General features: G+C 61.2%; 21 protein-coding genes and 4 pseudogenes. 12 read left to right on the top strand and 13 right to left on the bottom strand.

Going from position 1 to position 25098, the window contains the following annotated elements; genetic code table 11:
- The first annotated feature begins 39 nt into the window (after positions 1-39).
- The 3 genes from K359_RS0107465 to K359_RS0107455 all read left to right on the top strand — a co-directional run bounded on the left by K359_RS0107465 (position 40) and on the right by K359_RS0107455 (position 3550).
- Complete coding sequence (locus K359_RS0107465) at positions 40-1602, top strand: 2-isopropylmalate synthase (protein WP_029078778.1); 1563 nt, start codon at positions 40-42, stop codon at positions 1600-1602.
- Positions 1603-1994: 392 nt separating this feature from the next.
- Positions 1995-2990 (top strand): LysR substrate-binding domain-containing protein, encoded by a 996-nt coding sequence (locus K359_RS0107460; RefSeq protein ID WP_029078777.1) that lies wholly within the window; start codon positions 1995-1997, stop codon positions 2988-2990.
- 134 nt (positions 2991-3124) lie between these two features.
- The gene (locus K359_RS0107455; protein ID WP_029078776.1) at positions 3125-3550 is read left to right on the top strand and encodes a GFA family protein; all 426 of its coding nucleotides are present in this window, start codon (positions 3125-3127) and stop codon (positions 3548-3550) included.
- Between the two features lie 43 nt (positions 3551-3593).
- On the opposite strand, the gene K359_RS0107450 is transcribed toward K359_RS0107455, so the two are convergent.
- Complete coding sequence (locus K359_RS0107450; RefSeq protein WP_029078775.1) at positions 3594-4574, bottom strand: alpha/beta fold hydrolase; 981 nt, start codon at positions 4572-4574, stop codon at positions 3594-3596.
- Between the two features lie 85 nt (positions 4575-4659).
- Positions 4660-4959, bottom strand: coding sequence for a hypothetical protein (locus tag K359_RS51395; RefSeq protein WP_156928406.1), 300 nt, complete (start codon positions 4957-4959; stop codon positions 4660-4662).
- Positions 4960-4988: 29 nt separating this feature from the next.
- Here K359_RS51395 and K359_RS0107440 point away from each other — a divergent pair, with 29 nt between their 5' ends.
- Both K359_RS0107440 and K359_RS0107435 read left to right on the top strand, forming a co-directional pair.
- The gene (locus K359_RS0107440) at positions 4989-5357 is read left to right on the top strand and encodes a hypothetical protein (RefSeq protein ID WP_156928405.1); all 369 of its coding nucleotides are present in this window, start codon (positions 4989-4991) and stop codon (positions 5355-5357) included.
- 229 nt (positions 5358-5586) lie between these two features.
- The gene (locus tag K359_RS0107435; RefSeq protein WP_029078772.1) at positions 5587-6225 is read left to right on the top strand and encodes an HD domain-containing protein; all 639 of its coding nucleotides are present in this window, start codon (positions 5587-5589) and stop codon (positions 6223-6225) included.
- A 37-nt stretch (positions 6226-6262) separates the two neighbouring features.
- Here K359_RS0107435 and K359_RS0107430 read toward each other — a convergent pair whose 3' ends face one another.
- The 4 genes and pseudogenes from K359_RS0107430 to K359_RS0107415 form a co-directional block, all read right to left on the bottom strand.
- A complete protein-coding gene (locus tag K359_RS0107430) occupies positions 6263-7873 on the bottom strand; it encodes an MDR family MFS transporter (protein WP_029078771.1) in 1611 nt (536 codons plus the stop codon).
- A gap of 29 nt (positions 7874-7902) precedes the next feature.
- Positions 7903-9059 (bottom strand): annotated as a pseudogene (locus K359_RS51390) (HlyD family secretion protein).
- Between the two features lie 146 nt (positions 9060-9205).
- Entirely contained in the window at positions 9206-9523 is a 318-nt protein-coding gene (locus tag K359_RS61135) for a hypothetical protein (protein WP_156928404.1), read from the bottom strand.
- A 99-nt stretch (positions 9524-9622) separates the two neighbouring features.
- Positions 9623-10573, bottom strand: coding sequence for an AraC family transcriptional regulator (locus K359_RS0107415; protein ID WP_029078770.1), 951 nt, complete (start codon positions 10571-10573; stop codon positions 9623-9625).
- Positions 10574-11002: 429 nt separating this feature from the next.
- Between K359_RS0107415 and K359_RS0107410 the strand changes: the two genes are divergently transcribed.
- The gene (locus tag K359_RS0107410; protein WP_029078769.1) at positions 11003-11932 is read left to right on the top strand and encodes an AraC family transcriptional regulator; all 930 of its coding nucleotides are present in this window, start codon (positions 11003-11005) and stop codon (positions 11930-11932) included.
- A 113-nt stretch (positions 11933-12045) separates the two neighbouring features.
- Positions 12046-12978: a helix-turn-helix domain-containing protein gene (locus K359_RS0107405; protein ID WP_029078768.1), complete on the top strand. Its 933-nt coding sequence runs from the start codon at positions 12046-12048 to the stop codon at positions 12976-12978.
- A 29-nt stretch (positions 12979-13007) separates the two neighbouring features.
- Here K359_RS0107405 and K359_RS0107400 read toward each other — a convergent pair whose 3' ends face one another.
- Together K359_RS0107400 and K359_RS51385 are read right to left on the bottom strand one after the other, a co-directional pair.
- Complete coding sequence (locus K359_RS0107400; RefSeq protein WP_029078767.1) at positions 13008-13931, bottom strand: catalase family peroxidase; 924 nt, start codon at positions 13929-13931, stop codon at positions 13008-13010.
- Positions 13932-14423: 492 nt separating this feature from the next.
- Positions 14424-15437 carry an AraC family transcriptional regulator gene (locus K359_RS51385; RefSeq protein ID WP_051346049.1) on the bottom strand — a complete coding sequence of 338 codons (1014 nt, stop codon included), beginning with the start codon at positions 15435-15437 and terminating at the stop codon, positions 14424-14426.
- A gap of 308 nt (positions 15438-15745) precedes the next feature.
- Here K359_RS51385 and K359_RS0107390 point away from each other — a divergent pair, with 308 nt between their 5' ends.
- The 5 genes and pseudogenes from K359_RS0107390 (at position 15746) to K359_RS0107375 (ending at position 18816) form a co-directional block, all read left to right on the top strand.
- A complete protein-coding gene (locus K359_RS0107390) occupies positions 15746-16138 on the top strand; it encodes a VOC family protein (protein ID WP_245284537.1) in 393 nt (130 codons plus the stop codon).
- A gap of 50 nt (positions 16139-16188) precedes the next feature.
- Complete coding sequence (locus K359_RS51380) at positions 16189-17358, top strand: 3-keto-5-aminohexanoate cleavage protein (protein WP_084518315.1); 1170 nt, start codon at positions 16189-16191, stop codon at positions 17356-17358.
- Positions 17359-17467: 109 nt separating this feature from the next.
- Positions 17468-17755: pseudogene (locus K359_RS66145) on the top strand (carboxymuconolactone decarboxylase family protein); the annotation flags it as partial.
- Positions 17756-17892: 137 nt separating this feature from the next.
- Positions 17893-18237 (top strand): carboxymuconolactone decarboxylase family protein, encoded by a 345-nt coding sequence (locus tag K359_RS51370; RefSeq protein WP_156928402.1) that lies wholly within the window; start codon positions 17893-17895, stop codon positions 18235-18237.
- 60 nt (positions 18238-18297) lie between these two features.
- Entirely contained in the window at positions 18298-18816 is a 519-nt protein-coding gene (locus K359_RS0107375) for a hypothetical protein (RefSeq protein WP_029078765.1), read from the top strand.
- Positions 18817-19666: 850 nt separating this feature from the next.
- Here the strand turns inward: K359_RS0107375 and sbmA are convergent.
- From sbmA to K359_RS51360, 5 genes and pseudogenes are all read right to left on the bottom strand, one after another.
- Positions 19667-20857 carry a peptide antibiotic transporter SbmA gene (sbmA, locus tag K359_RS0107370; RefSeq protein WP_029078764.1) on the bottom strand — a complete coding sequence of 397 codons (1191 nt, stop codon included), beginning with the start codon at positions 20855-20857 and terminating at the stop codon, positions 19667-19669.
- A gap of 391 nt (positions 20858-21248) precedes the next feature.
- Positions 21249-21449, bottom strand: a complete 201-nt coding sequence (locus K359_RS58650) for a hypothetical protein (protein WP_084518314.1) — start codon at positions 21447-21449, stop codon at positions 21249-21251.
- Between the two features lie 81 nt (positions 21450-21530).
- A pseudogene (locus tag K359_RS61125) lies at positions 21531-21653 on the bottom strand (GTP-binding protein); the annotation flags it as partial.
- Between the two features lie 592 nt (positions 21654-22245).
- The gene (locus K359_RS51365; RefSeq protein ID WP_051346048.1) at positions 22246-24090 is read right to left on the bottom strand and encodes a trehalose-6-phosphate synthase; all 1845 of its coding nucleotides are present in this window, start codon (positions 24088-24090) and stop codon (positions 22246-22248) included.
- A 447-nt stretch (positions 24091-24537) separates the two neighbouring features.
- Positions 24538-25098: pseudogene (locus K359_RS51360) on the bottom strand (hypothetical protein); the annotation flags it as partial.

The raw sequence follows: 25098 nt of genomic DNA, 5'->3' as shown, positions 1-25098 counted from the left end.
GCAACATGACGGGCGCAAAAGCTCAAAGGAATTTCTGACATGACCACCGCGAACAAGTCCGACAAGGACCGCGTCATCATTTTCGACACCACCCTGCGCGACGGCGAGCAGTGCCCCGGCGCCACCATGACCTTCGAGGAGAAGCTCGAGGTCGCCGAACTGCTGGATGACATGGGCGTCGACGTCATCGAGGCCGGCTTCCCGATCACCTCGGAAGGCGACTTCCAGGCGGTCAGCGAGATCGCCCGCCGCTCCAAGAACGCGGTCATCGCCGGCCTCTCGCGCGCTCATCCGGCCGACATCGACCGCTGCGCGGAGGCCGTGAAGTTCGCCCGCCGCGGCCGCGTCCACACCGTGATCGCGACCTCGCCGCTGCACATGCGCGTGAAGTTGAACAAGACGCCCGAGGAGGTCATCGAGACTTCGGTCGCGATGGTCGCCCGCGCCCGCAACCAGATCGACGACGTCGAATGGTCGGCCGAGGACGGCACCCGCAGCGAGATGGACTATCTGTGCCGGATCGTCGAAGCCGTGATCAAGGCCGGCGCCACCACGGTGAACATCCCCGACACCGTCGGCTACACGGTGCCGGAGGAATACACCCACTTCATGCGAACGCTGATCGAGCGCGTGCCGAACTCCGACAAGGCGATCTTCTCGGTGCATTGCCACAACGACCTCGGCATGGCGGTCGCGAACTCGCTGGCCGGCATCGTCGGCGGCGCCCGGCAGGTCGAGTGCACCGTCAACGGCATCGGCGAGCGCGCCGGCAACGCCGCGCTGGAAGAGATCGTGATGGCGATCAATGTGCGGAACGACAAGTTTCCGTACTGGAACAAGATCGACTCCACGCAGCTGACCCGCGCCTCGAAGGTGGTGTCGGCCGCCACCTCGTTCCCGGTGCAGTACAACAAGGCGATCGTCGGCCGCAACGCGTTCGCCCATGAGAGCGGCATCCATCAGGACGGCGTGCTGAAGGACGCCTCGACCTACGAGATCATGCGTCCCGAGATGGTCGGCCTGAAGCAGTCCTCGCTGGTGCTCGGCAAGCATTCCGGCCGCCACGCCTTCATCCACAAGCTGGAGGAGATGGGCTACAAGCTCGGCGCCAATCAGCTGGAGGATGCCTTTACGCGGATGAAGGCGCTCGCCGACCGCAAGAAGGACATCTACGACGAGGACATCGAGGCGCTGGTCGACCAGGAGATGGCGGCCGCCCACGACCGCATCAAGCTGGCCTCGCTGACCGTGATCGCCGGCACCCATGGCCCGCAGCGCGCGACCATGAAGCTCGACGTCGACGGCCAGATCAAGATCGAGGAGGCCGAGGGTAACGGCCCGGTCGACGCCGTCTTCAACTGCATCAAGCGCCTGGTGCCGCACGAGGCCAAGCTGGAGCTGTATCAGGTCCACGCGGTGACTGAAGGCACCGACGCGCAGGCCGAAGTCTCGGTGCGTCTCGCCCATGAGGGCCGCTCGATGACTGCGCGCGCCGCCGATCCGGACACGCTGGTCGCCTCCGCAAAGGCCTATCTCGGCGCGCTGAACAAGATCGTGATGAAGCGCCAGCGCGACGTGCCGGCGTCCAAGGTCGCGGGCTGACGAACGCGCGCGATCGACGCATCGGAAACGCGGCGCCCCGGCGCCGCGTTTTTCGTTTGAGCACACATTCAACCCGTCATCCTGAGGAGCGCGGAACGCGCGTCTCGAAGGATGCACGGCCCCGCTGCTTCGGCGCGTGACGATCGCCTTGTGGAGAGGGCCGGGCCGTCGCCCTTCGAGGCTCGCTTCGCTCGCACCTCCAGCGACAACGGCGAAGCCGTTGCGCGGGGGTGATGGTGAGAGATTGCCCTGAGCGATTTGGGATGGAATTCGCTTTCCTGTGGCATTCTTGGAATAATTTACCAACAATTCGCGCCATCCCGCGCTGCTTTGGAATCTTCCGCGCCACCCCCGGGGCTAACCTTGCGTCCTCTCCCGCCAGGACGCCGCCCATGCCGCTCGCCTCGCTCGTATCAGACACGCAACGCAGCCCCACGCCCGCAGAGACCGCGCTCACCCGCCGCGTCGATCTCACCACGCTTCGCCTGTTCGTCGCGGTCTGCGACGAGCAGAATCTCACCCGCGCCGCGCAGCGCGAGGGGATCGCGGCGTCGGCGGTGTCGAAGCGGATGAACGATTTCGAGCTGGCGTTCGGCGTCACGCTGTTCAAGCGGCTCGCCAAGGGCATGGCGCTGACGCCGGCCGGCGAGGCGCTGCTGCATCACGCCCGGGTCACGCTGCTCAATGTCGAGAAGATCGCGGTCGAGCTGTCGGAATATTCGCACGGCGTGCGCGGCCATGTCCGCATGCTCGCCAACCTCTCGGCGATCGTGCAGTATCTGCCCGAGGATCTCTCGGCCTTCTTCGGAGCGCATGAATTGCTCCGCGTCGACCTGCAGGAACGGCCGAGCGGGCAGGTGGTGCGCGGCATCGAGGAGGGCGCGGCCGAGATCGGCATCTGCTCGGCCGAGGCCGACAGCCGCGCGCTCGAGGCCTTCCACTACCGCTACGACAATCTGGTGGTCGTGATGCGGCCGGACCACCGGCTGGCCGGCCGCGCCAGTCTGCTGTTCACCGAGACGCTCGATTTCGACCATATCGGCCTGCACACCGCGAGCTCGATCTATCTGCGTTCGCAATATGCCGCGACCCAGGCCGGCAAGACGATGCGGCTGCGCATCAACGTGCCCGGCTTCGATGCGGTCTGCCGCATGGTGCAAGCCAATATGGGGCTTGGCCTGATCCCCGATCGCGCCTTCGAGGTGGTCGGCGCCGGCATGGGTCTTCGCGCGATTCCGCTGCGCGATGCCTGGGGCCGCCGCGAATTGAAGATCGTGATCCGCGACTCAGCGCATCTGTCGGCCACCAGCCGCCTGATGCTGGATCATCTGCGCGCCGTCGAGACAGACCAGAGCCGGCGGGTTGGCGGACTGGCGTGTAACGTGTAGTTCACGCCCAACACCGTTGCTGCCTGCCTTCGCGCAAGTTTTTCTCGCGTGTTGCGCGAATTTTTCTGAATTGTGCGGCCCACATTCCAGAGATACGCTTCGTGTTGAGGTCAGTCTCAATCAGCACGGGCAACATGGTGAGCGACACGAACATTCGGGCTGGCCGGTGCAGTTGCGGCGCGGTGCGTTTCGAGGCAACGCTCAGCGACGGCATCAATTCGATCCGCCGCTGCACCTGCTCCTACTGCCGGATACGAGGCGCCATCGTTGCCATGGCGGAGATGGGCGGGATCAAGCTCCTGCAGGGCGACGATGCGCTGACAAGCTACCGCTTCCATACCGGATCGGCGCAGCATTTCTTCTGTTCTCGCTGCGGAATCTACACCCATCATCAACGACGATCTGACCAGAGCCTGTATGCCGTGAACGTGGCTTGCCTGGACGGGGTAAGCCCGTTCGATTTCCCTGAAGTGCCTGTCATGGACGGCGTCAATCATACCAACGACACCGGGAAACCGACGCGTCGGGCCGGCACGCTGCGCTTCAGCCCGGCTGACTGACCGTCGCCGTCGGCCGTCGGCAGCGCGGCAATGTCGCCACGCGTCACTCCGCCGGAAGGCCGCGCAAAAACTCGAGCAGCGCTGCGTCGACCTCGGCCGGCCGCTCCTGCTGCAGCCAATGGCCGGCGTCTTCCATGATCCGGACCAGGCGCAGGTCGGCGCAGCGCTGCCGCATCAGGTCGACCATATCGACACCGGGGATCATGCGCAGGATCGGCTCGAGGCTGCCGGCCAAGAAGGCGGTCGGTTGCGTGATCTGCTTGCCGTCGAAAACGGCCATGTCCTCGAAATCGCGCTCGGAGTTGCGATAGCGATTGAGCGGGCCGCGGAAGCCGCTGTTCTGAAACTGGCTGGCGAAGTAGCCGAGATCGGCCGCGCTCAGCCAGCCCGGAAGCGGATCGGGATCGACCAGGCGATCGAGCAGGCCGCGCGCTGCCGGATTGTCGATCTTCGCGCCGGCTTTTTGGCCTTCGCCCGAGCTCCAATAATAGAGCTTGCGCAGGCTGGTCGGGACGTTGGCCTCCAGTTCGGCCTCGGCCACGCCGGGTTCCTGAAAATGGAGCTGGTAGAAGAAGCGATCCTTGTAGATGTTGCGAAACAGCTGGACGCTCGGCATCGGTCCCCGGCCGAGCGCCGGTGCGCTCAGGCCCGCCACGGCGCGCACGCGCTCGGGATGAAACGAGGCCGTGCCGTAGGCAATCGGCGCGCCCCAGTCGTGACCGACCACGACGGCGCGGTCCGCGCCGAGTGCCGCGATCAGGCCGTTGATGTCAGCCGCGATGGTCTTGAGCGCGTAGGCCTCGATGGCGTGCGGCTTGTCGCTGCCGCCATAGCCGCGGACGTCAGGCGCGGCAACGCGATAGCCGGCGGCTGCCAGCGCCGGGATCTGGTGCCGCCACGAATACCAACTCTCCGGAAAGCCGTGGATCAAGATCACGAGCGGGCCCGCGCCGGCCAATGCCACACGAAGGCGGATGCCGTTGGTCTCGATGGTCTGCAAGTCCGGTGTGATGGCAGGCGGCATGGGCTGTTCCCGATTCAGGGCGAGGCGAGGACCATTTTCGATCCACCAAGGACAACGCGTGCCGACAGCTTAGCGCAATTTCGCGTCAGTAAAGCCGCATGGGGAGGGGGACGCCGGTCGGACCGGCCAGCAGGCCCCAGGTCTCGTCGGCCGCGACCTCGAACTCCCGGATATCGGCCGTGCCGCTCGCGACCTGGAGGGTGACCTTGCCGGGCGGCAGATCGATCTCCGGGCTATCAGGCGATTTGCGTCCGGTTTCGCGGGTGTGCTCCAGATCGCATCCAGCGCGAGCCGCCAAATTGATGGTCTGCGCGTTGACGGTGATGACGGCCGCTTCATTCATCGCCCGTTGGCTGTTTGCTGGAAAAGGATTGATCCAGATCAAGCCTGAGACGGCCCTGTTTGGAATTCTCCATGGCGTTGAATGACCACCTAGTTATTTGGCGCAATAATTTATCAATGGAGGGGAAAATGCCTGCAGTTGTCATGCAGTTCGTTTCACATCCAAAACCCGGTGGCGATCTTGCGACGGTCTTGCAGCTTGCAAAGGAAGGGGCTGTACTCTGGAGGAAACACGGGGCCGACGTGAGCTATTGGTCGGTGATCGGTGGCGAGGTCGGGAATTACGCCTTTGTCGCTCGCTTCGAAAGTATAGAGGCTTATGGGCGCAGCTTGGCCTCACTTGGTGCCGATCCGGCTTTCGCGGAATTTCAAGCCAAGCGGCTGAAGGCTGGGCAATCGGATTGGGTACGCTCCAACCTTTCGATCCAGGTCGATATCTGACGGAAACGTCTTTTCTCCTGAGTAAGGGACCGCCTTCGGGCGGTCTCTTGCTGTCCATCGCGACGGACGCGCGGAGCCAGGCGGCCGCGCCGCAGGCTCGATGCCTGAGCGAGATGCTGCATCAGGTTCAATATCTCAGTGTCAAATCTTCATTCAGCAGAAGACTTCCGGTTCGCCATTTGCGCGCTACGTATTGACCAACGATATCGCAGCAGACAGGAGCGCGACGATGGCCGAGATCATTTCCGGCGTTCGGATCCCGGATAGCAGGATCGCACGCGAAGCCGCCGAGCTGGTGCGGCAGCACGAGACCGAGATGTTGTTCAATCACTCGGTCCGCGTGTTCATGTTCGGCGCGCTCAAGGGCATCAGGCAGAACCTGAAGTTCGATCTCGAGCTGCTCTATGTCGCCGCGCTGTTCCATGATTTGGGTCTTGCCGACGCTTTCCATACCGAGACCAAGCGGTTCGAGGTCGACGGAGCCGATGCGGCGCGCGAGTTTCTCCGCAGTCATGGCATTCCCGAGCCGAAGGCGGATCTGGTGTGGGAGGCGATTGCCTTGCACACCACGCCCGGCATCCCGCAATACATGCGGCCGGAAATCGCGCTCACCAATGCCGGGGTTTTGGTCGACGCCGTCGGCGTCGGATACGACGACTACACGGCAGAGCAGCGCGACGGCGTTATCGCGGCGTTTCCCCGCGGTGATTTCAAGAACGAGTTCATCGCGGTTCAAACCTGCTCGGCGTTGAAGAAGCCGCACACCACGTTCGGCACGGTCAACTTCGATTTTGTCTGCGAGCACGATCCGACGTTCCACAGGCCGAACGCCTGCACGCGGATTCGCAATACGCCGTGGCCGAGCTAGGTCGTCATCAACCCCGGTGAGGCGTTGCCGTTGACGGTCAGTGCGCGCCGCCGGCGTCGAGACGATCGGGCTTGGTGAGCATGAGCGCCGCGATCAGCGCGACGATCTGCGAGACGCCGAGCAGATAGAAGGTGTCGCTGAAGCCAAGAATGAAGGCTTGCTTCTGGATGACCTTGCCGATCGCGACATAGGCGTGGTGGACGGCGTCCACCCGGTCGACCACACCATGGTTGATGAAATACTGCGTGAGCTGATCGAGCCGGGTGCGGGTCGCCTGCTCGAGCATGGTGACGTGCTGCGAGAGCACATTGGAGTGGTATTGCTCGCGCTTCGTCAGCAATGTCTGCAGTGCCGCGATGCCGATTGCGCCGCCGAGGTTTCGCATCATGTTGAATAGCGCAGAGGCCGAGCCGGCGTTCTCCTGCTCGATTCCGGCGGTCGCAACTGCGGAAAGCGGCGCGAACACCAGTGCCTGACCAAGGGCGCGGATGACATTCGGCCAAAACAGCTGGTCTGCCGCATAGTCGTTCGTGATATGGATGTTCATGAAGTTCGAACCCCCGAACAACACGAAGCCGATGCCGATCACGAGACGCGGGTCGAAGCGCTTCATCAGCTGGGGCACCAGCGGGATCAGCAGCAGCTGCGGCAGGCCGGTCCAGGCCAGCACCATGCCGATCTGCTCCGAATTGTAACCCTGGATCCGGGACAGGTAGACCGGCAGGACATAGACCGAGCCATACAGTGAGACGCCAAGCAGGAAGTTCGCGAGAACGCCGAACCCGAAATTGCAGCGGAGCAGGATGCGTAAGTTGAGCAACGGCCGCTTGGTGGCCAGCTCGATTGCGAGGAACAGCGCCAGCGCGACCGCAGCGATGACGGCCAGCCGAACGATGAAGGGCGAACCGAACCAGTCGTCCTTGTTGCCCTCTTCCAGCACGGTCTGCAGCGCGGCGAGCCCGATCGCCATGGTGATGATGCCGGCCCAGTCGCCCTCGCGCAGCAGCGACAGCTTCATCGGCGCAGCCTCCAGCGAGACGTACAGCATGGCGATCATGACCGCGCCGGGGACGACGTTGACGTAGAAGATGTACTGCCAGCCGAAATTCTCGGTGAGATAACCCCCGATGGTCGGACCGATCGCAGGCGCGAAGGTTGCCGAGACCGCAAACATCGCGAGCCCGATCGGCTGCTTCGCCTTCGGCAACAGCGTGATGATGAGCGTAAACGCCATCGGGATCAGCACGCCGCCGGTGAAGCCCTGCACGGCGCGCAGCACGATCATCTGCGGCAGGTCGTGCGCGAGCGCGCACGCCGCGGAAAACACCAGGAACAGGAACGCGTTGGTCAACAGATAGATGCGGACCGAGAACACCTGGGCGAGCCAGCCGGAGAGTGGAATCACGACGATCTCGGCGATCAGATAGGACGTCGAGATCCAACCGCCGTCGTCGATGCCCGCGCCGATTCCGCCCTGAATGTCGGCAAGCGAGGCATTGACGATCTGGATACTGAGCACCGCCATGAAGGCGCCCAGCGTCGCGCCCGTCACCGCGAGCCAGGTCTTTGTGGAGATGGCGGGACCTGCGGCCGGCAACGGAGTTGCGCTGGCGGGAGCGACTTCGCTGGTGGCTTGCGCTGTGGTCATGGTGGTCACCGCGTGCGAGGGATGAAGCATCAGTCGGCTGTCGAACCGGCGTCGCGCGTTGCGAGCCGTTTCTTGTCGGAGAGACGCTCGGCGACAGCGGCCGATTTCGTATCGACGGTCGGCTCAGCCGACATGCCCGGCCGCAGGCGGCCGCTCAGCCTCGCATCGTCGAGCACGATCTTGACCGGCACGCGCTGCACGATCTTGGTGAAGTTGCCGGTGGCATTGTCGGGCGGCAGCAGAGCGAATTCCAGGCCGCTCGCCGGCGACAGGCTGTCGACATGACCTTTCAGCCTGGTCGAATGGAAGCTGTCGACCCGCAGCTCGACCGGCTGGCCGTTGCGCACATGGGTGAGCTGGGTCTCCTTGAAATTCGCGACCACATAGACCGCGTCGAGCGGCACGACCGCCATCAGCTGGGTTCCGGCCTGCACATACTGGCCGACGCGAAGTGTTCGTGCGCCCACCGTACCGCCGACCGGCGCCGTGATCTCGGTATAGGAGAGGTTCAGGGCAGCCTGCTGTTCGACCGCCTGTGCGCGGCCGAGTTGCGCGACGGCCTGCGCGCGCTGGGTCGCGAGCACCTCGATCTTCTTGTTGGCCGCGATCAATCCGGCCTTGCCTTGCTGGAGCTGCGCAGTCTGCGCGCGCAACGCCGCGTCGGTATCTGCTGGGCGCGCTGGATCGTGCCGGCACCGGTCTTCATCAGCTCGTCGTAGCGGGCGCGTTCCTGCTGCGCGAATTTCAGGCTGGCATCGATCGCATCGACTTCGGCCGCCTGTTGCTGAATCAGCGGCTCCTGCAATTCGATCTGCACGTTGAGGTTCTTGACGACAGCGTCGGAGGCGGCGACATCCGCCTGGGCCTGTTGCAGCGCGGCCCTGAAGTCGCGATCGTCGATCCGCGCCAGCGTCTGGCCGGCCTTGACCGGCTCGTTGTCGGATACGAGCACCTTGGCGATGTAGCCCGAAACCTTGGGTGCGACGATAGTGGAGTCGGCCTTGACGTAGGCATCGTCGGTCGTTTCCAGGTAGCGGCCGGTGGTGATGTAGTAGTAGCCGAAATCGGCAGTGCCGGCGACGCCGAGCGCTGCGGCGAGTGCGAATGCTGCGCGCCGGATGGCATGGCGCGACGGAGACGGGTGGATGCCGGCTTTCTGCTCGGCGGCGTAGGGAAGGGTCGACATGGTGTCCTCCGAAAGCTGTGGCGCAAGAGTTCAATCGGGTGAGAGGCGCCGGCAGTGATGCCGGATGCACGCGTCATCATCGCGATCCCTGAGGGACCGGCGCGATCGCATGCGATACGAAGATGTGAGAGGAATTTATCCGACGCTTACGGAGCGCCGCATGTGGGCGCCGATGCCATGGGCATGGTGCGTCCACACCCCGCATGACAGCGCCCGGCAGCCGGCGGCTGGGTGAGCCGCAGAGCAATCGGCTGCGCCGGTCCCAGATGCCAGCCATTGTCGGATGTTGGTGTATCGTCTGTTGTCATGATCGACGCCGTGGCCAGCGAGTGAACTTCCACTTGTTCGCCGGTGGCTGAGGTGAAACGAACGCCGAGCGAGAGACCGTAGACGAGGGCGGTCGCAATGGCTCGCCGTGGTGGAACGATTGCAGGAAGGGCGGTGACGCATGTCTTCCAGTTCATCGCTAGTCTCCATCCGTTGCGGGTGTTGGCCATGCTGATCTATCGGATCGACATTGCCGCTGCCCCAGCGAGATTGCCGTGCTTGCAGATGGATTGCGGCTAACGGGCGCGTCGCCGCCAATCGCGCGGTGCTTCGCCGGTCAGTTTCTTGAACGCCGCGGCAAAGGCGGTCTGCGAGGCGTAGCCGAGCTCCGCCGCCACTGACACGATTGGCTCATCGGTGTTTTGCAACATGTTCATTGCCTGCTCGAGCCGGTGCTGGCGCAGCCAGGCATGGGGTGACAGTCCGGTACTCTCCTTGAAGGCGCGACAGAAGTGGAAGCGCGACAGGCCGGCCTCCGACGCGAGCGCCGCCAATGACACGTCAGAATCGCTGTCCGAACGCAGGCGCTCGATCGCGCGAAGCAGCGCTTTCGGCGCCAATCCTCCCCTGACCGGCTGGATCGTGGTTGGCGAACTGGCGTGCGCCAGCAGGAGACGGGTGGCCAGCAACTCGGTCAGTTGCTGCCTGAACAACGTATCCAGCGCGTCGTTGCTCTCCACGATCTCCGATGCGCTGAGCAGCAATCGGGACGTGATGGCATCGGGATGCCCCGTGCGCTCCAGGATGTCCTTCGGCGTGGCCGCGTCGACCTCGTCCGCAACGCGTGTGAGCATGGCGTGCGGAAGATAGAGCTGAACCACGTCAACGGGTTTTGGAATATCCCATCGCGAGCTCGATCCTTCCGGAATGATGATCACGACGCCGGGCCGGAACGTTCCTGTCGCAACCGATTGTCCCGACCGCCGCTCCACGTGCTGTACCGTGCCGTTGTAGGCCATGATGACGTGATGGGTCATCGGCTCGACGACGTCGTGCAATGGATCATGTTTCCAGTGCGCGATCCCGGCACCCGAGGAGTCCAGAGCCATGTGAAACGGGGTGGTCCCGAGCACGCGCGCCATCTCGGCATCGGCGGTACGGTGCTCGTTGCTTGGCACGTCGGTTTGACGCGCCTCGGGGGCTGCCTGCGAATGCTCTGGCGCATCGTGCTGGATCGGTTTGCTCATCGGCTTGTACTCGTATTGCGAGGCCATGCGCGCGCCACCGGCCCGACGCCCGGGTTGGCGTGAAGCCGTTGCTTCGGGTGTTCGGTATTGTTGCCGGTCAATGCTGCGAGCTTTGGCTGCGCGTTTTAGGCCCGGAGAACTACGGGTTCTTTCCCAAAACGGCCGCGCCTTGCCTGATCCTGCTGCAAGCGTCGTGTGACGGGTGGGCCCGCGGGCGTTAGGTCAGCATCGTTGATCGATGTCATCAGCGCGGTCGCATGCCGCGCGTTGAAATCACTGCGGAAATCGTCCCCGTCACGAGACGGTCACAATGGCCGCGCGATACGCCGCAGACCTAGACCACGGCGCGCCGATCCCGGATAATGCAGGCGACCGCGCAGGCGAACCCAGAGCCGCCTGGCCCAGCTCCTCACGATGAGATCGACCCACATGACCCAGGCAGGCACCTTCGGGCAGAGGGTAGGGCGTTACCTGCATTTGAAGGATGCGCCGAGCGCGGTGATCACGCGCTCAATGCGCGGCATCGATCTCGCTGCCGCCGAAACGCAGAATGATAACCCCGTGCCGGGTCTTTCCGGGTCCATGGCAGACGAGGCCTATATCGTCAGCCTGAAGCTCCATGACTATCCGGACTGCGAACTCTGGAAGCACGGCAAGTGTGTCACCAAGGCGGATGTCAGGGCTGGTACGACATGGCTGTACGATCTCAGGCAGGATCCGCGCTATGTCATCGACAAGCCATTCCATTCCATCCAGTTCTATCTGCCGCGTTCGGCGCTCGATCGTATCGCTGAAGAGGCCGGCGCGCCGCGCGTCGAGGACCTCGCCTGTCAATTCGGTACCGGCCATGACGACGCGGTGATGCGCCATGTCGGCGCGGCGCTGCTGCAGGGTCTGCGCCGGCCGGACGAGGCGAACCAGCTTTTCATCGATCACCTGATGCTTGCGTTCGGCGCGCACATCGCACAGGCCTATGGCGGACTGCAGCGCGTCACTAATTCGGCCCGCGGCGGTCTCGCGCCCTGGCAGGTGAAACGAGCCTGTGAAAGGCTCGACTCCGATCTGGGCGGAGAGCTTTCGCTGCAACAAATCGCGGCTGAATTCGGCCTCTCGGTCGGGCATTTTTCACGGGCCTTTCGCAGCTCCACCGGGCTGCCGCCGCATCAGTGGCTGCTTCGTCAGCGGGTGAAGGCCGCAAAGCAGCTGATGACGGTGCGCGAGTTGCCGCTGGCCGAGATCGCGATATCGGCCGGCTTTGCCAACCAAAGCCACTTTACGCGGGTGTTTACGGCCGCGGTCGGGATCAGCCCGGGCGTGTGGCGCCGCGAAAAGCTCGGCGTGTCCGGAGGGGATGCGTGATTTCCGGGCAGCGCGGCGGCTCGTCCGATCAGCGGCGAGTCTTCAATGAGATGGCGCAGGCGACAATGCGAGTGAGAGCAGCCGGCCCAACTCCTGACGATGGGACGGCCCACATGACGCAGAGGGGTTTCTACGGTCAGAACGTCAGGCGGTTCTTGCATCTCGAGCATGAACCGCCCTCGTTGATCACGCGTTCACTGCGCAATACCGAGATCGCCGTCACTGAAACCCGGGATGATGCCCCGGTGCGGAGCCTTTCCGGCGGGATGGTCCTTGAGGATTCCTATGTTGTCAGCCTGAAGCTTAACGATTACCCGAGCTGCGAGCTCTGGGCACGCAGCAAGTGCGTCACCAAGGCCGATATCCGAGCGGGCGCAACATATTTGTACGACATGAAGATCGATCCGCGATTCGTCATCGACAAGCCGTTCCATTCCCTCCATTTCTATCTTCCGCGCTCGGCGCTCGACGGCATCACGGAGCAGTCCCGCGCACCGCGCGTTGGCGATCTTCCCTGTCAGTTCGGCGTCGGCCATGACGACCCGATCATCCGTCATATCGGTGGGGCGCTCCTGCCAGCGCTGCGTCGGCCGACTGAGACCAATCGGCTCTTCATCGACTACTCGCTGTTCGCATTTACAGTTCATGTCGCGCAGACCTATGGCGGAATGCAGCGCAGAGCCGAGCCGGCTCGCGGTGGCCTCGCGCCGTGGCAGACGAAACGCGCCTGCGAAAGACTGGATTCCGACCTCGGTGGAAAGCTTCCATTGCAACAAATCGCGGCCGAGTTTGACCTCTCGGTCAGCCATTTTTCGCGCGCATTTCGAATCTCCACCGGCCTACCGCCGCACCGGTGGCTGCTCCGCCAGCGTGTCGAGGTGGCCCAACAACTGATGACGGTGCGCGAGCTGCCCCTGGCCGAGATTGCGATATCGGCCGGCTTTGCCAACCAAAGCCACTTTACGCGGGTGTTTACGGCCGTGGTCGGGATCAGCCCGGGCGTGTGGCGTCGCGAAAAGCTCGGCGTGTCCGGAGGGGATGCGTAATTCCGGGCAATGTGCAGCGGCCCGTCTGATCAGCGACGCATCTTCAGTGAGATGGCGTAGGCTGTGGCGCGCGCTGCAAAGATCTCGTCATGCGGGTGACCGATACCCTCGGCGAGATTTGCCGGATCGAAGATGGAGCCATCGCAGGTTTCGTTTGGCTCGATGCCGGTGATCACGATCGTCCCCAGTCGCACGGCTTCGCGATGATCCTCATCGGGCCATCGGACAGTCAGGTCCATGGTGGGGTCGCCGGGGCGGTCGAGCAACGCGAGCACGCTGAAGCGAATGTTGCCCGTAGCAACCCGCTGTTCGAGCTCGTCGTGCAGGAAGTCGGCAGACCTCGCCTTGGCTTCCGGTCCCGCCAGCGTCACGTCCCCGCCGACCGGCGCGATCTTGAATTTGATGAACCGTATCTCGCCCATCGCATTGGTGGCGGGGAAGGCGTGCACACCCCAATAGGTCGTGCCGGCAAAACTCCCAGGCGGCCGCGTGGCGATGTAGCTCACGTGATGCAGCGTTTCCGGATTGGCGGCAGAGAATGCTCTGACCTTCTCCATATCCGGCTTTCCATCGGGGCCCGGGATGCGCGCCTCCAGGAACGCCAGCATCTGCGCGAGCGTCCGTGCATAATGAACGGGAGAGTTTTGCGCGACGATATCCGTGCGATGGCCGATGTCGCCGAGCCTGAAGCTGAAGCCGCGCGGAACGAGACTTTCGGTATCCGCCACATCGGGATTGCCGCCGCCCACGGAGAAGCGCGCCAGCACGCGGGATGGTCTCGTGAAGCTCAGCGATTTCGTGATTTCCTCCGCCTGATGGGACGGTATGTAGGTGCCGTGGACGCACTGGCCTTTGGCAAAGCTCGCGCGTGCCTTTGGCGGATCGCCGGCCACAGCTTTCAGCGCGTCAACAATCGAGGCGGGCGTAACAGCGCCCCTCGGGGATTCGGACATAGCGACCTTTGTTCGAAGCTCGGTAATCGTGAATATCTACCGAGCCGTGCGTGCCGCTGCCCCCGAGCAATTGACCTGATTGCAGAGCGATTGCTGCGAACACATCAATCTTGCTCCGAGGTGTGTTGCCGGTTCGACACGAAGGGCAACTCAGCAAAACCTGTCAATATCGGCATAAGAAAATATTCCGCTCGACGTTTCACCCAACTCAGATGTTCAATATATCCGTCTCACCCGATCGAGGGGCGCTGCGCATCGTCACGGGTGTTGCGGTGAGATGCGGTGGACGCCGAGTGTGCGACTGACGAGTATGCATGAGGCGGACGGTGAAGTCGTGTGGTCCTGACGCCTAGCCAGGCGCGGTCCTTCGCAAAAAAAAATCTGATATTCCGTCGCGTCGTGGATGACCGGCTTTTGGTGCAACCCGGATATTCCGCGTATCAACAAAGTGTCGCGGCGGCGCTGGCTTTTTTGCACCACGGCTCGCGAGGCCTACTGCAGACGATCAAGTCCTGCGTTTCCGTGCTTGCGCCACTCGCTGGGCGTCATCTCTGACCATTTGTGAAATGCATGTGTGAAGCTGCTCGGTTCGGCATAACCGAGCGCAAGCGCGATCTCGGTAACCTCCATCCTGGTCCCTTCGAGCAGTTGACGCGCGACTTGAAAACGCGCCTCACTCATCAAGTCCCGGAAACTCTTGCCCTCCGCCTGCAATCGGCGATTGAGCGTGCGGGGGTGCATGGATAGCTCAGTTGCCACCGTTTCCAGCGACGTGTTGGGAAAAACGATTCGAGCCCGGAGCAGGCGAGTGACCGTTTGCGCAACGCTCGGCTGTTCGACGGCCCAATAGCTGGCGACCAATTTTTCCAGGGTTTTGCGCAACTCGCGATCGGCGCCACGCACGGGATGTGTGAGAAGGCTGGCAGGAAAGGCCAATGCATTCTGTTGTGCATCGAACCTCGGGGTAGAACCGTAGAATTGGCGGTAAGGCGCGAGATTGCCGGGTGCACGGCGAGCCAGCAAGGCCTCATCAGGTGCGGTACCTGAAAGCTCCGAAATTATGTTGAAGCCTACTGCGATTGCTCCGTCACTGAGCTGATCGATGGCCAACATCGCCGGATGATGGACGGCATACCCCAGGAAAGCGATTTCGTCCTGAACAACGAGGTACGCCACCGCGCCACGAACGTAGCGCTTTTGATTGGTGCACAGGTCGAGAAGCGCGTCCTTGAGCGTCGGAGCATTCCGCATCAGCCGTCCCACCAGTCCGAGGCTTTCGGTGGTCGACCGTTGTCCGACAAGCAGCCCAAAATGCTCGCAGCCCGTCGCAGTCACGCAGGCCTCCAGAAGTCTTCCGAGCTCAACGAAGGTGAGTGAGTTTTCGGGATTGTGCAGCAACTCAGGGTCAATACCGGCGCCGGCAATGAGCCTTGCGGGGTCTTCGCCCAGCTCCTGCAGGACTAGCGGGAGCGCGACCAGAACTCCGACGCGCTGTTGCCCATCCATCTGCTGTGACCCGGCGTGACAGCCGCCATTGCGCGGCGGAAAATATCAGATCGGATTGTCGCAAAATAGCGAGCGATCTTATTTCATTTCTGGCCATGATCTCCTTACCCCAAGTTGGCGTGCGGTCATAGATCGCATTGACAAGAATACAACGCCGCGGGGAAAGGCTCGTGCCGTCAAGCAATCTTAGGACGATACAATTTAACAAAGCGACTTTGAGAGCACTACGAGCATTCTCTGATCGAAGACGAGAAGGGCTTCTGGCGTAAATTATTGGCGAAGCAAGACAGACGTCTTGAACCATCATCATGATGAAAAACACAGTCACTCATTTTGAGATCTACGGTGAGCAGCCGCGCGCATTGGCCGACTTTTATCGCAAGGCGTTCGGTTGGCAGGTCGAGCAGATGCCCGGCATTGGTTACTGGCGCATCCAGTCCGGCGCAGGCGAGGGACCGGCATTGCATGGCGGGCTCACGCATCGCGCGATTCCCGGTTTGAACGGTTGGATGCTGTTCGTCAACGTGCCCTCGCTCGATGAAACTGCTGCTCGGATTCTGCACTTGGGCGGTTCGATTATCCGCCCGAAGACAGCGGTGCCCAAGACCGCCTGGGTGACCATTGTGGCGGACCCTGCGAAGAACACTTTCGGCATTTGGCAGGCCGACCCGACCGCCTTTCCGATGCCGGAGCCCGACTAGTTCCGAAACGATCACGATGGACCGCTAACGCCAACCCGAAAGGAACGAAGATGTATTACACGGACAATTCAATCCTCCCGGAAAACATGGCACCGCTCATTATTACCGCGGCGCCGTACGGTCCGGCGTGGCTGCCGGGTGACGCGAGTGATATTCCCCTCTCCTGGGACGAGCAGGTTCAGGCCGCGGTGGACTGCTACGAAGCCGGCGCCACCATGTTGCACTTCCACGTTCGCAACCCGGCCACCGGTATGGGTTCGACGAACTTCGACGAGTACAATTACCTGATGAGGCGGGTGAAGGAAGCCGTCCCGGACATGATCATTCAAGTCGGCGGCTCGATCTCGTTCGCGCCGCACACGGATGACGCCAAGGCGAAGTGGCTCGACTACGACACCCGCCACATGCTCACGGAAATAGACCCCAAGCCGGAATATGTGACGATTACGACCGGAACCACGTTGTGGGACATCGCCTCGATGTTCTCTAAGGAAGACATCAAGGGGACGCACATGGACGATCCCAAGGTGCTTGCGGCGTGGTCCGGCATGGTGGTGGATTCGACGCCTGCCTTCTACGTCGAGCACCTCAAACGTCTTCGGAAGAATGGCATCCAGCCTTACTTCGTTCCCGCTCATGTTCACCAGTGGGAGATCATCGAGCGGTTGATCCGTGCAGGCGTTTACATGGGTCCGCTGAACATGGCGCTCTGCGCTTACGGCGGCGGGACGCTCGGCCGAAATCCATTTGATCTGATGCATTTCCTGCAACGCGTGCCGCAGGGATCGGTTAACACGTTCTGGTCCAGCATGAGAGGTTTGATATCCATCTCCGCGATGTCCCTTGTGCTTGGTCAGCACGTGCGCGTCGGCAACGAGGACAATCTCTGGGGCGCCGATCGCAAGCGCAAGACTACGGTCGAGCAAATTCAGGGTGTGGTGCGGCTTTGCAAGGAGTTCGGCCGCAAAGTGGCGACCGCAGAAGAGGCGCGCAAGATTATGAAGGTCGGCACCTGGTACAACAGCGTTGACGAGACGCTCCAAAACAACGGCATGCCGCCCAATCCTACCGAGTTCAATCCGGGTTTCCTCACGTGGCCGACCGACGGGAAGATCAAACCGGCCGTCATCGGAGGTGACTCGCATCCAATCGCCGCGTGCATGATCGCACCAGAGCCGGTCAGGGCTGCACAAGCCGCGTTGATGGCAGCGAGGAATTAGCTGACGAAGACTTCGAAGTCCCGCCCTCGGCTGAGGGCGGGGCTTATGGCAGATGTTGCGGACGGCGCCGGATGCCGATAGCCAGTTCTCATTCTAGCGAGGCAGAAAAATGATCAATGATCATGCAATTGCGTCAGCCTCGCCGGGCGAGATGGGTCCGTGGGACGCGGCCGGGGCCAAGCTCGTCGAATGGGACGCGGCCTGGGCTGCGGCGTGCATGAAGATGACAATCGATCCGTGGGTTGACGGGGTCCTGCCACGGAAATTCGTCGAACTGGTCGGCGTAGCGCTCAACGCCGCCTGCACGAATCTCAATCCGGAAGGTACGCGGCGGCATATCCGCGCAGCGCTCCAGACCGGGGCAACCCGCGATGAGATTCTCACCATCCTCAAGATGGCATCGGTGATGTCGATCCATTCCTGCAGCCTCGGCGCGCCTATCCTGCTTGAGGAAGGCAAAGCGGCCGGAGCTAGGTCCGCTCCGAGGCCCCCGGTCGCGACACCGGCCTGCGACAAGATGAGGTCGGTCGGTCAATGGAATACGGCGTGGACCCGTTTTTTCAGCTCGACCCGGTTTGGACCGACGCATTCATGGCGACAGGTGCGGGGGTTTATGGAAGCGGCACGTTCGCGCCCAAAGAGGTGGAGCTCTTAAGCGTCGCTTTCGATGCGTCTTACACCCACATGTATGCGCCCGGGACGCGACGCCACATCAAGGGGGCGCTCGTCGCCGGCGCAACGATTGAAGAAATCATGGAGGTCCTGAAGTTGTGTGTCGTTCAGGGCGTTCAGGCCTGTAATCTCGGCGTCCCGATCCTCGCGGAGGAATTGGAGCGATTTCAGCGCGCCAACGTCGGTTCGACGGCCGGCAGAAACTAGCGGCCGAAACTTGTTCATTAGCGTGATTTAACCGAACGAGATTTGGCAGGAGATCGAGGAATGGCCGAGGATCTGCTCAACCGCCTGAAAGAGAAGGGCGTCGTCGAAGCAAAGAAGCTGCTTTGGATATTCGCTTATCTCTGGGTACTGCTCGGCCTGTTCGCGCTTCACAAATCGATCGTTCTGGGAGAGGCCTCGTTCTATCATCAGGGCTTTGCCATCATAAATGCCCTCGTGCTGGCCAAGATTGTTTTTGTCGCAGAAGAGCTTCACGTCGCCGATGAGCTGCGAGACAAGCCTTTGATCTACCCGATCGCGTACAGGTCTGCCGTGTTCTCGATTATTCTGCTTGTATTTCATCTGCTCGAGGAAGGCCTGGCCGCCTTATGGAAGGGAAAGACAGTAATGAGCAGCATCGGGACTCAGGGTGTTTTGGAACAACTCGTGCTCGCGGTGATCATGTTTGTTGTGCTGATGCCATTCTTTGCATTGAGAGAAATCGCCAGAGATATCGGTGGTGACGAATTGTTCGAGCAATTTTTTGTGCGACGCCGCCGATCGGTCCCGATGCAACCCTGAAGCAGTCCGGGCACAGCGCAACTGCGGCTGAGATTGCCTGCGCCTTGATCACGAACTGAGTGGGTATTTCCGGTTCACCATTTGTGCGCGACGTGGTGATCAACGATTTATCGCAGGAAGCGGCAGCTCGACGATGGCGGAGACTATTTCCGGCGCTCGAATCCCGGAAAGCGAAGATCGCCTGGGCGCCGCGTTGGCCCGGAGGTGTGTTGCCGGTTCGACACGACGGGCAACTCGGCAAAACCTGTCAATATCGGCATAAGAAAATATTCCGCTTGGCGTTTCACCCAACTCAGATGTTCAATGTGTCCGTCTCACCCGATCGAGGGGCGCTGCGCATCGTCACGGGTGTTGCGGTGAGATGCGGTGGACGCCGATTGCGCGAGTGACGAGTGTGCATGAGGCGGACGGTGAAGTCGTGTGGGCCTGTTGTCCAGAGCCCTTTGCGAATAAATAATGTTGGCTTTTCAATGCCTTGGAAAAGCGAAGGACCTGAGCTGGCAGGCTCAGGCCCCGAATAGGCCCCGGCTTAGTATATAAAGGCCCCTGAGCCCCTACGGCCCCGGCCTAGCGTATATGGCCCCAGCTGAGCCACGCTATCCCGCCTTGCGCTTCCGCTTGGCGCGGCTCTCCGCTGGCAGGTTCACCTGCCAGCTCTCGACTCATCTTCGTATCTGACCGAATTTTTTTCGGGCTGGATGCCAACGGATGCGCCTGGAATGCGGTGTCGGCTTTCGCCAACTGCGGACGTGCCGTCGCACACGTCCGGGGCAGCTATGTGCCACGAACGGACTCATACGGACGTCCCAGCAGGCGAGATCATCGCAACGATAGGGGCTCCGTCCCTCTCTCAATCGAAGGAAAGGGACTGGCCACCGATCTTAGCCTCAAAAGCCCGCAGCCGCTGATAGATCGAAATCAGTTCAACGATCGTGCTCCACGAATTGACGAGATACTGAAACGAGGTTCGCACTTGCGAAAACGCATTCAGAATCTGGTTCATCGAACCGAGCGTGATCTTGCCGGCCATGATCGTCGGTGCGAGCAGGAGGTAGGGAAAGACGACGTCGGTCTGCAGATAGACGATGCGGCCGATGTTGAAGTACATGAAGTTCAGGTAAAGCCGGAAGTAGTTCCTTCTGATATCACCAAACAGCACGCTCAATGTCGGTGGATCGGCACGGGCAGCTTCATCCTCACCGAGCACGAGCTCCTTGCGATAGGCCGCTTCAACCCGCTGGTTGAAAAATTCGATTGCCGGCAGGCGGATGCCGATCAGCGCGAGAACGCCAGTGCCGAGCACCGACCAGATCACGGCGGCGAACACCAGCGGATAGGGGATGACGCCAACCAGCGGCAGCTCCGTGATGTCGCCGGACAGCTTCATCAGAACCGGCAGGAAGGCCAAGAGCGTTAGCACGGCACTGATGAGATTGACACCGAGACCTTCCACGGTGGTCGCGAAGCGCATGGTGTCTTCCTGCACCCGCTGCGAGGCGCCTTCAATCGTGCGCAGCCGCGGCCAGTTGGTGACATAGAAATCGTTCATCGCGGTCCGCCAGCGGAAGATGTAGTGGCTCACGAAGAATCGCGTCACCACACCGACCGCGACCGCGACCACTGCGATGCCGGCAAAGGTCGACAATTCACCGTAGAACTGCTCGACCGTGACCGGCGTTGATTTTGAAAGCGCGGCCTGGACGAGGTTGTAGAACGGTCCATACCAACTGTTGATCGCGACGCTGACCTGGACCTGGAAGTAGGAGGTGAACAGGATCAGCGCCGAGCCGAGAATAGACCAATTCGCCCAGGGATGCGGCGCCAACACAATCCAGGCCGCCGCGAAGAGCGCGGCGCACAGGGCAAAATAGAGATCGAACCAGAGCGCCGGTGCCGCCCAGAACGTCGCCAGGCCGACCGGCTGTTCAGCCGCTTGGAAGAAATTTTTGGCAAAGCCATACCAAACCGCCATTGCCAGCGCCGTCCAGACAACTACCGACAGAAAGAACAGCTTGGGTCGGGGGAAAAATGAAACGAACATGTTTGGTATCCCGCTCGGGTCAGAGAATTTGCGGGCTTTCTTATAGAAGACCGAGCATGCAGGGGCCACCGTAGGCGGCATAAGCCAGATCATCCCAGCCAATCGAAACTAATCGGCTCTGGGCCGCAAGCCCCATCGGCTCAGAATATGAACGCTCGCCGTTTCATTGGCAGTTCCTTCTCATGCTGGCTCAGACTTGCCCGCCGAAGATGTTTGATTTGAGCTCTGAAATAGATTGCTGGGCGGTCGATGAGTCATTCGCGCCCGAATGCGGTCTCCGCGATACGTCCGGTTACCCCCGGATAACGACCGAATAGCGGACATTGCTCGACTTCTCAAATTTACCAGAAGCCGTTACGCAGAGTTGGCTGCGTAAAGAAGTTGGATGCCGTCATTCGCCCTCGACTGCGAGTTTGCAAAAAGGGATCGGATCCGATGCGCCCGGTAGCGTCCCTTGAGAGGGGCGGCCATCCGGCTGTTGGCTGACCGCATCGTTCGGCGGGAATATGCTGGCGTAGATCGCGCGAGCTTCTCGAATCAAACGAGCCCGCTCGATCTCGGATCTTTGAGTAAATCGAATGACGTCGCCCATTGCGCTCCTTGTGAATGCGCGTAAACGGACGTAGACCGAGAGGCTGCCCATTTGCTTCAAGTAACCATCGCATGCCGCCAGTTACGCGCAGCAGGCCTCAAAGCCTTGCTTGAGGATATTGATCGGCAGATCACGGCCGATAAAGACCAGACGGGTTTGACGCGGTTCGCTTAACTTCCAAGGGCGTTGGGGGCCGCCCTCGACTGCTTTAGCCCCCTAGCCAGCTTTGGGTAGTGGGTCAGTTTGAAAACTGCCCCCGAAAGATTTCGCTTGGTTAATTGAGGAAAGCGGTAGTGCTTAAACGGCGAACCAGGGCGACTTGACGCCCAAACGGCGGTCCAAATATCCGACCATCGATGGCGTCAAAAATTCGCTTTGGCTCAACCCGACTACTACGACCGACTTTGCGCCCACCGACAGTTTCGTGAGGGTGTGGACTCTTTTCGAAGCCGAAAATGGTGTCGATCTCGCTTCCCGCCATATGACACTTACTGAGTGCCCCTTCCCGATGGCGTATCCGCCCGCGCCTTCCCGCCCTTCTTGCCTAGCGCCACCGCAGCCGGGTCTTTGCCCTCTTTCTCTGCGTAAGATCGCGATCGGGCGTCTCGCCAGTGGCGATATCAATGATTCGCTTGGCGAGCTGGTTGGGGTCCCTAGCCCAGCTTATTCACGTTCCCGATCACCATGCGGGCCTGCGCGGCCCGCGAGAACCGCGTCAGCGCCCCAGATCTGGCTTGTTCCTCTGTCCTGCTACAGAAGCGCGTTCTCCCAATCAGTCATTCCCGGCACCGGGCTCTTATCCGCGACGACTGGCGAGCGAAGCTGTCGCCGCCGGCAGATCCCAGAGTCTGTCCTGCGTATGCTTCAGTGGAGCCGCTAACGCCTCAAAGGCCGACCTCACGTCTGCATAGGCGGCCTCCTTCAAAGCGGCATCCGAGGGATCGATCTCGTTGTAGGCGGTCAGCGCCTCGGCATAGTTCTGATACAGGGGCATTTGGGCCTCGTTGGTCCAGCCGAGACCGAGATACTGGAACTGATCAGCCGGAACCGTGACGCGGCCTTTGTCCAGTTCCCGAACGTAGTCCGCCGACCAGTCGTGGATGGTATAGGATTCAAGTTTGTCCATCATCGACCGCCAGCGCTTGACGCGCTCCTCAAGCGGCATGTGGGCCGCCTTGGAAATTGCGGCCGCGATCTCTTCTGGACGGTTCGGATCCACCAGCAGCGCCTCGTCCTCGTTGAAGTCTTCAGCCGCACCCGCATACTTCGATAGTACCAGAACGCCGGGATCCCTCGGATCTTGTGCAGCAACATACTCCTTAGCGACAAGATTCATTCCATCACGCAACGGTGTCACGACGCCGACATGCGCCGCGCGGTAGAGGCGCGCGAGTGCAGCCTGGCTGAATGAGTCATTCCTGTAGTGGATCGGACTCCACTCGTCTGTGCCATGCTCGGCATTAACGTGGTTGATCGCGCTCTCCACGTCGTCTTTATATTTTTGATACTCTTCGACGTCGGCGCGTGAAGACGGCGCTATCTGCAACAGCGAGATGCTGTGCGGCTCGGCCGCTAAAAGCTGATTGAAAGCTTCGACCCGTTTGTCGATACCTTTCGTGTAGTCGAGTCGGTCTACGCCGATCGCAAACTTCGCTCCCTCGAAATTCTGCAATAATGACGAGATTTTTTCTTGCTCTGCGGGCGAGAGGTCTGCCGCAAGATACCCTGCGAACTGCTTGGGATCGATACCGATTGGGAATTTTCGAAGTCGCGTCTGACCACGCTCGGAGGTCACGACGCCATCCTTGCTCTCCAGGCCGAAATGGGTCTGGAGACAGGCCAGGAAATTGTTCAGATCCCGGTTCGTCTGAAAGCCGAGCAGATCGTACTTCAGCATCGACGTCATCAGTTCGCGATGGTGTGGTACGCGCTCTATCATGTCAGGCGCCGGCCATGGCGTATGTAGGAAAAAGCCGGTTGGCCGCTCAATGCCGAGCTTATGCAGATCGGCACCGAGCGGAAGCAAATGATAATCATGCACCCAGAATGCGTCCCGATCCCCCAAATCGAACGCCGCACGTGCCATAAAGTCGTTGATCTTTCGATAGCTGCCATAATCCTCTTCCGAGCCCGACATCCGGTCCGGTAGGGAGTGCAATGCCGGCCACAACGTCGAATTCGAAAAACCTCGATAATAGCCAGGATAGTCGGCGGCGGGCAGATCGAGCCTCGCCACATCGCCTGCACCGGTCTTCACGAGCGGGAGGGGCTGCTCGGTCCCGTCGCCGCGCTTCTCCGAGGAGCCCATCCAGACCGCGCCGGAACGTTCCACAACCGGCTCGAGGGCCGCGGCAAGCCCGCCGGTCTGGGGCTTACTGGGGTCGAAGGGCGCGACGCGGTTCGAAACGACAACAAGCTTCATGTCGGGTTGCTGGTTTACCGTATCGAGGCGATCCTCCACGTCAACCGAGACAACAGCATGGGAAGGACCTGCATCGGCTTGTTGCTCCCGCTCCAGCGGTATCTCATCCAGGTGCAGGTCGAACGCCGCTTGGCCAGTGGTTTCATCTTGCTGAGTGGCGTGTGATGTGCTGCCGGAAACCGATGCTGCCGCGTCGAGCGTGTCATGGATACGAACCACTTTGTAACTCCGTTTGACGATGGTAACTCCGTTTGACGATGTTTTCCGTTTGATGCAGTTGCAGATCAATAGCTCTAGCTTTCAGGAAGCTGACCAGTCGCGGAGCCAAATAGGGACATCGGTACTCCTATGCAGGACTGCGGCGCGATGGTGGCATAGGCGCCGGCATGTCGGATTGTAAGACGACAGCGTTTGACTTCATCGCCTTTATGAACGCACGCAGGATCGTTGCCGTCATCGGGCGGTCTTGGTGAGGCCATGATGGTCGCGCCGATCATCATTTGTCATTCCGTTTCCAGCGTCTCGATCATCGTGGATGGATGCGCTTTTGAATTTCGGCGACGCCCAATAATGGACGGCCATCTCATGACTCTCAAGGAGGTGACCGCGACTGCAACGTTCATACCGAGATGCGCCCCGGTCAACTACCAATCCTAGTAGCCGGAATCAGAGCTGAGTGATACGGCGGCCTTTGAAGGGGCGTTGACGAACCTTTTTCTTGGTCCAGACGAAGGGCTCGGCTTTGTCGTTGTCCGCGTTGACGTAGGCATCGATGTGTTCCTGAAGCTGCGTTTTGAATGAGCCGCGATGATCTTTCCGGTGGCGACTTCGAGCGCCGCAAACAATGTCGTAGTGCCATGCCGCTTGTAATCGTGGCTCTGGCCGGTCAAGGCGCGGCCATTGGGCAACTTCAGATAACCCTGCGCTCGCTCTAAAGCTTGGATCGAGGGCTTCTCGTCCACGCATAGCACAATGGCCTTCGCGGGCGGGGCGACGTAGAGGCCAACAACATCGGCGGCTTTGGCCGTAAAGTTCGGGTCGTTGCTCTTGCACCAGGACTTGCGAGCCGCAAGGTCAATCTTGTGGCTACGCAGGAACCGCCAGACATATTGGACATCAACATCGCCCAGCGCCTCGGCCAGCAGCGGGCCAGTCCAGCGCGCAAACCCCTGCGGTGGCGGCTTATGCAGCAGCTTCAGAATCCGCTTGTCGGTGGCCTTCGTATAG

The sequence above is a fragment of the Bradyrhizobium sp. th-b2 genome (genome assembly GCF_000426785.1).
GTDB lineage: Bacteria > Pseudomonadota > Alphaproteobacteria > Rhizobiales > Xanthobacteraceae > Bradyrhizobium > Bradyrhizobium septentrionale.
The sequence above is the reverse complement of the archived record's forward strand: the minus strand, read 5'-3'. Positions and strand labels throughout refer to the sequence as shown.

Excerpts from the sequence above, each read along its gene's own strand:
- K359_RS0107465 (WP_029078778.1), top strand. The coding sequence starts at position 40 with ATGACCACCGCGAACAAGTCCGACAAGGACCGCGTCATCATTTTCGAC.
- K359_RS0107460 (WP_029078777.1), top strand. The coding sequence starts at position 1,995 with ATGCCGCTCGCCTCGCTCGTATCAGACACGCAACGCAGCCCCACGCCC.
- K359_RS0107455 (WP_029078776.1), top strand. The coding sequence starts at position 3,125 with ATGGTGAGCGACACGAACATTCGGGCTGGCCGGTGCAGTTGCGGCGCG.
- K359_RS0107450 (WP_029078775.1), bottom strand. The coding sequence starts at position 4,574 with ATGCCGCCTGCCATCACACCGGACTTGCAGACCATCGAGACCAACGGC.
- K359_RS0107440 (WP_156928405.1), top strand. The coding sequence starts at position 4,989 with ATGGCGTTGAATGACCACCTAGTTATTTGGCGCAATAATTTATCAATG.
- K359_RS0107435 (WP_029078772.1), top strand. The coding sequence starts at position 5,587 with ATGGCCGAGATCATTTCCGGCGTTCGGATCCCGGATAGCAGGATCGCA.
- K359_RS0107430 (WP_029078771.1), bottom strand. The coding sequence starts at position 7,873 with ATGACCACAGCGCAAGCCACCAGCGAAGTCGCTCCCGCCAGCGCAACT.
- K359_RS61135 (WP_156928404.1), bottom strand. The coding sequence starts at position 9,523 with ATGAACTGGAAGACATGCGTCACCGCCCTTCCTGCAATCGTTCCACCA.
- K359_RS0107415 (WP_029078770.1), bottom strand. The coding sequence starts at position 10,573 with ATGAGCAAACCGATCCAGCACGATGCGCCAGAGCATTCGCAGGCAGCC.
- K359_RS0107410 (WP_029078769.1), top strand. The coding sequence starts at position 11,003 with ATGACCCAGGCAGGCACCTTCGGGCAGAGGGTAGGGCGTTACCTGCAT.
- K359_RS0107405 (WP_029078768.1), top strand. The coding sequence starts at position 12,046 with ATGACGCAGAGGGGTTTCTACGGTCAGAACGTCAGGCGGTTCTTGCAT.
- K359_RS0107400 (WP_029078767.1), bottom strand. The coding sequence starts at position 13,931 with ATGTCCGAATCCCCGAGGGGCGCTGTTACGCCCGCCTCGATTGTTGAC.
- K359_RS51385 (WP_051346049.1), bottom strand. The coding sequence starts at position 15,437 with ATGGATGGGCAACAGCGCGTCGGAGTTCTGGTCGCGCTCCCGCTAGTC.
- K359_RS0107390 (WP_245284537.1), top strand. The coding sequence starts at position 15,746 with ATGATGAAAAACACAGTCACTCATTTTGAGATCTACGGTGAGCAGCCG.
- K359_RS51380 (WP_084518315.1), top strand. The coding sequence starts at position 16,189 with ATGTATTACACGGACAATTCAATCCTCCCGGAAAACATGGCACCGCTC.
- K359_RS51370 (WP_156928402.1), top strand. The coding sequence starts at position 17,893 with ATGGAATACGGCGTGGACCCGTTTTTTCAGCTCGACCCGGTTTGGACC.
- K359_RS0107375 (WP_029078765.1), top strand. The coding sequence starts at position 18,298 with ATGGCCGAGGATCTGCTCAACCGCCTGAAAGAGAAGGGCGTCGTCGAA.
- sbmA (WP_029078764.1), bottom strand. The coding sequence starts at position 20,857 with ATGTTCGTTTCATTTTTCCCCCGACCCAAGCTGTTCTTTCTGTCGGTA.
- K359_RS58650 (WP_084518314.1), bottom strand. The coding sequence starts at position 21,449 with ATGGGCGACGTCATTCGATTTACTCAAAGATCCGAGATCGAGCGGGCT.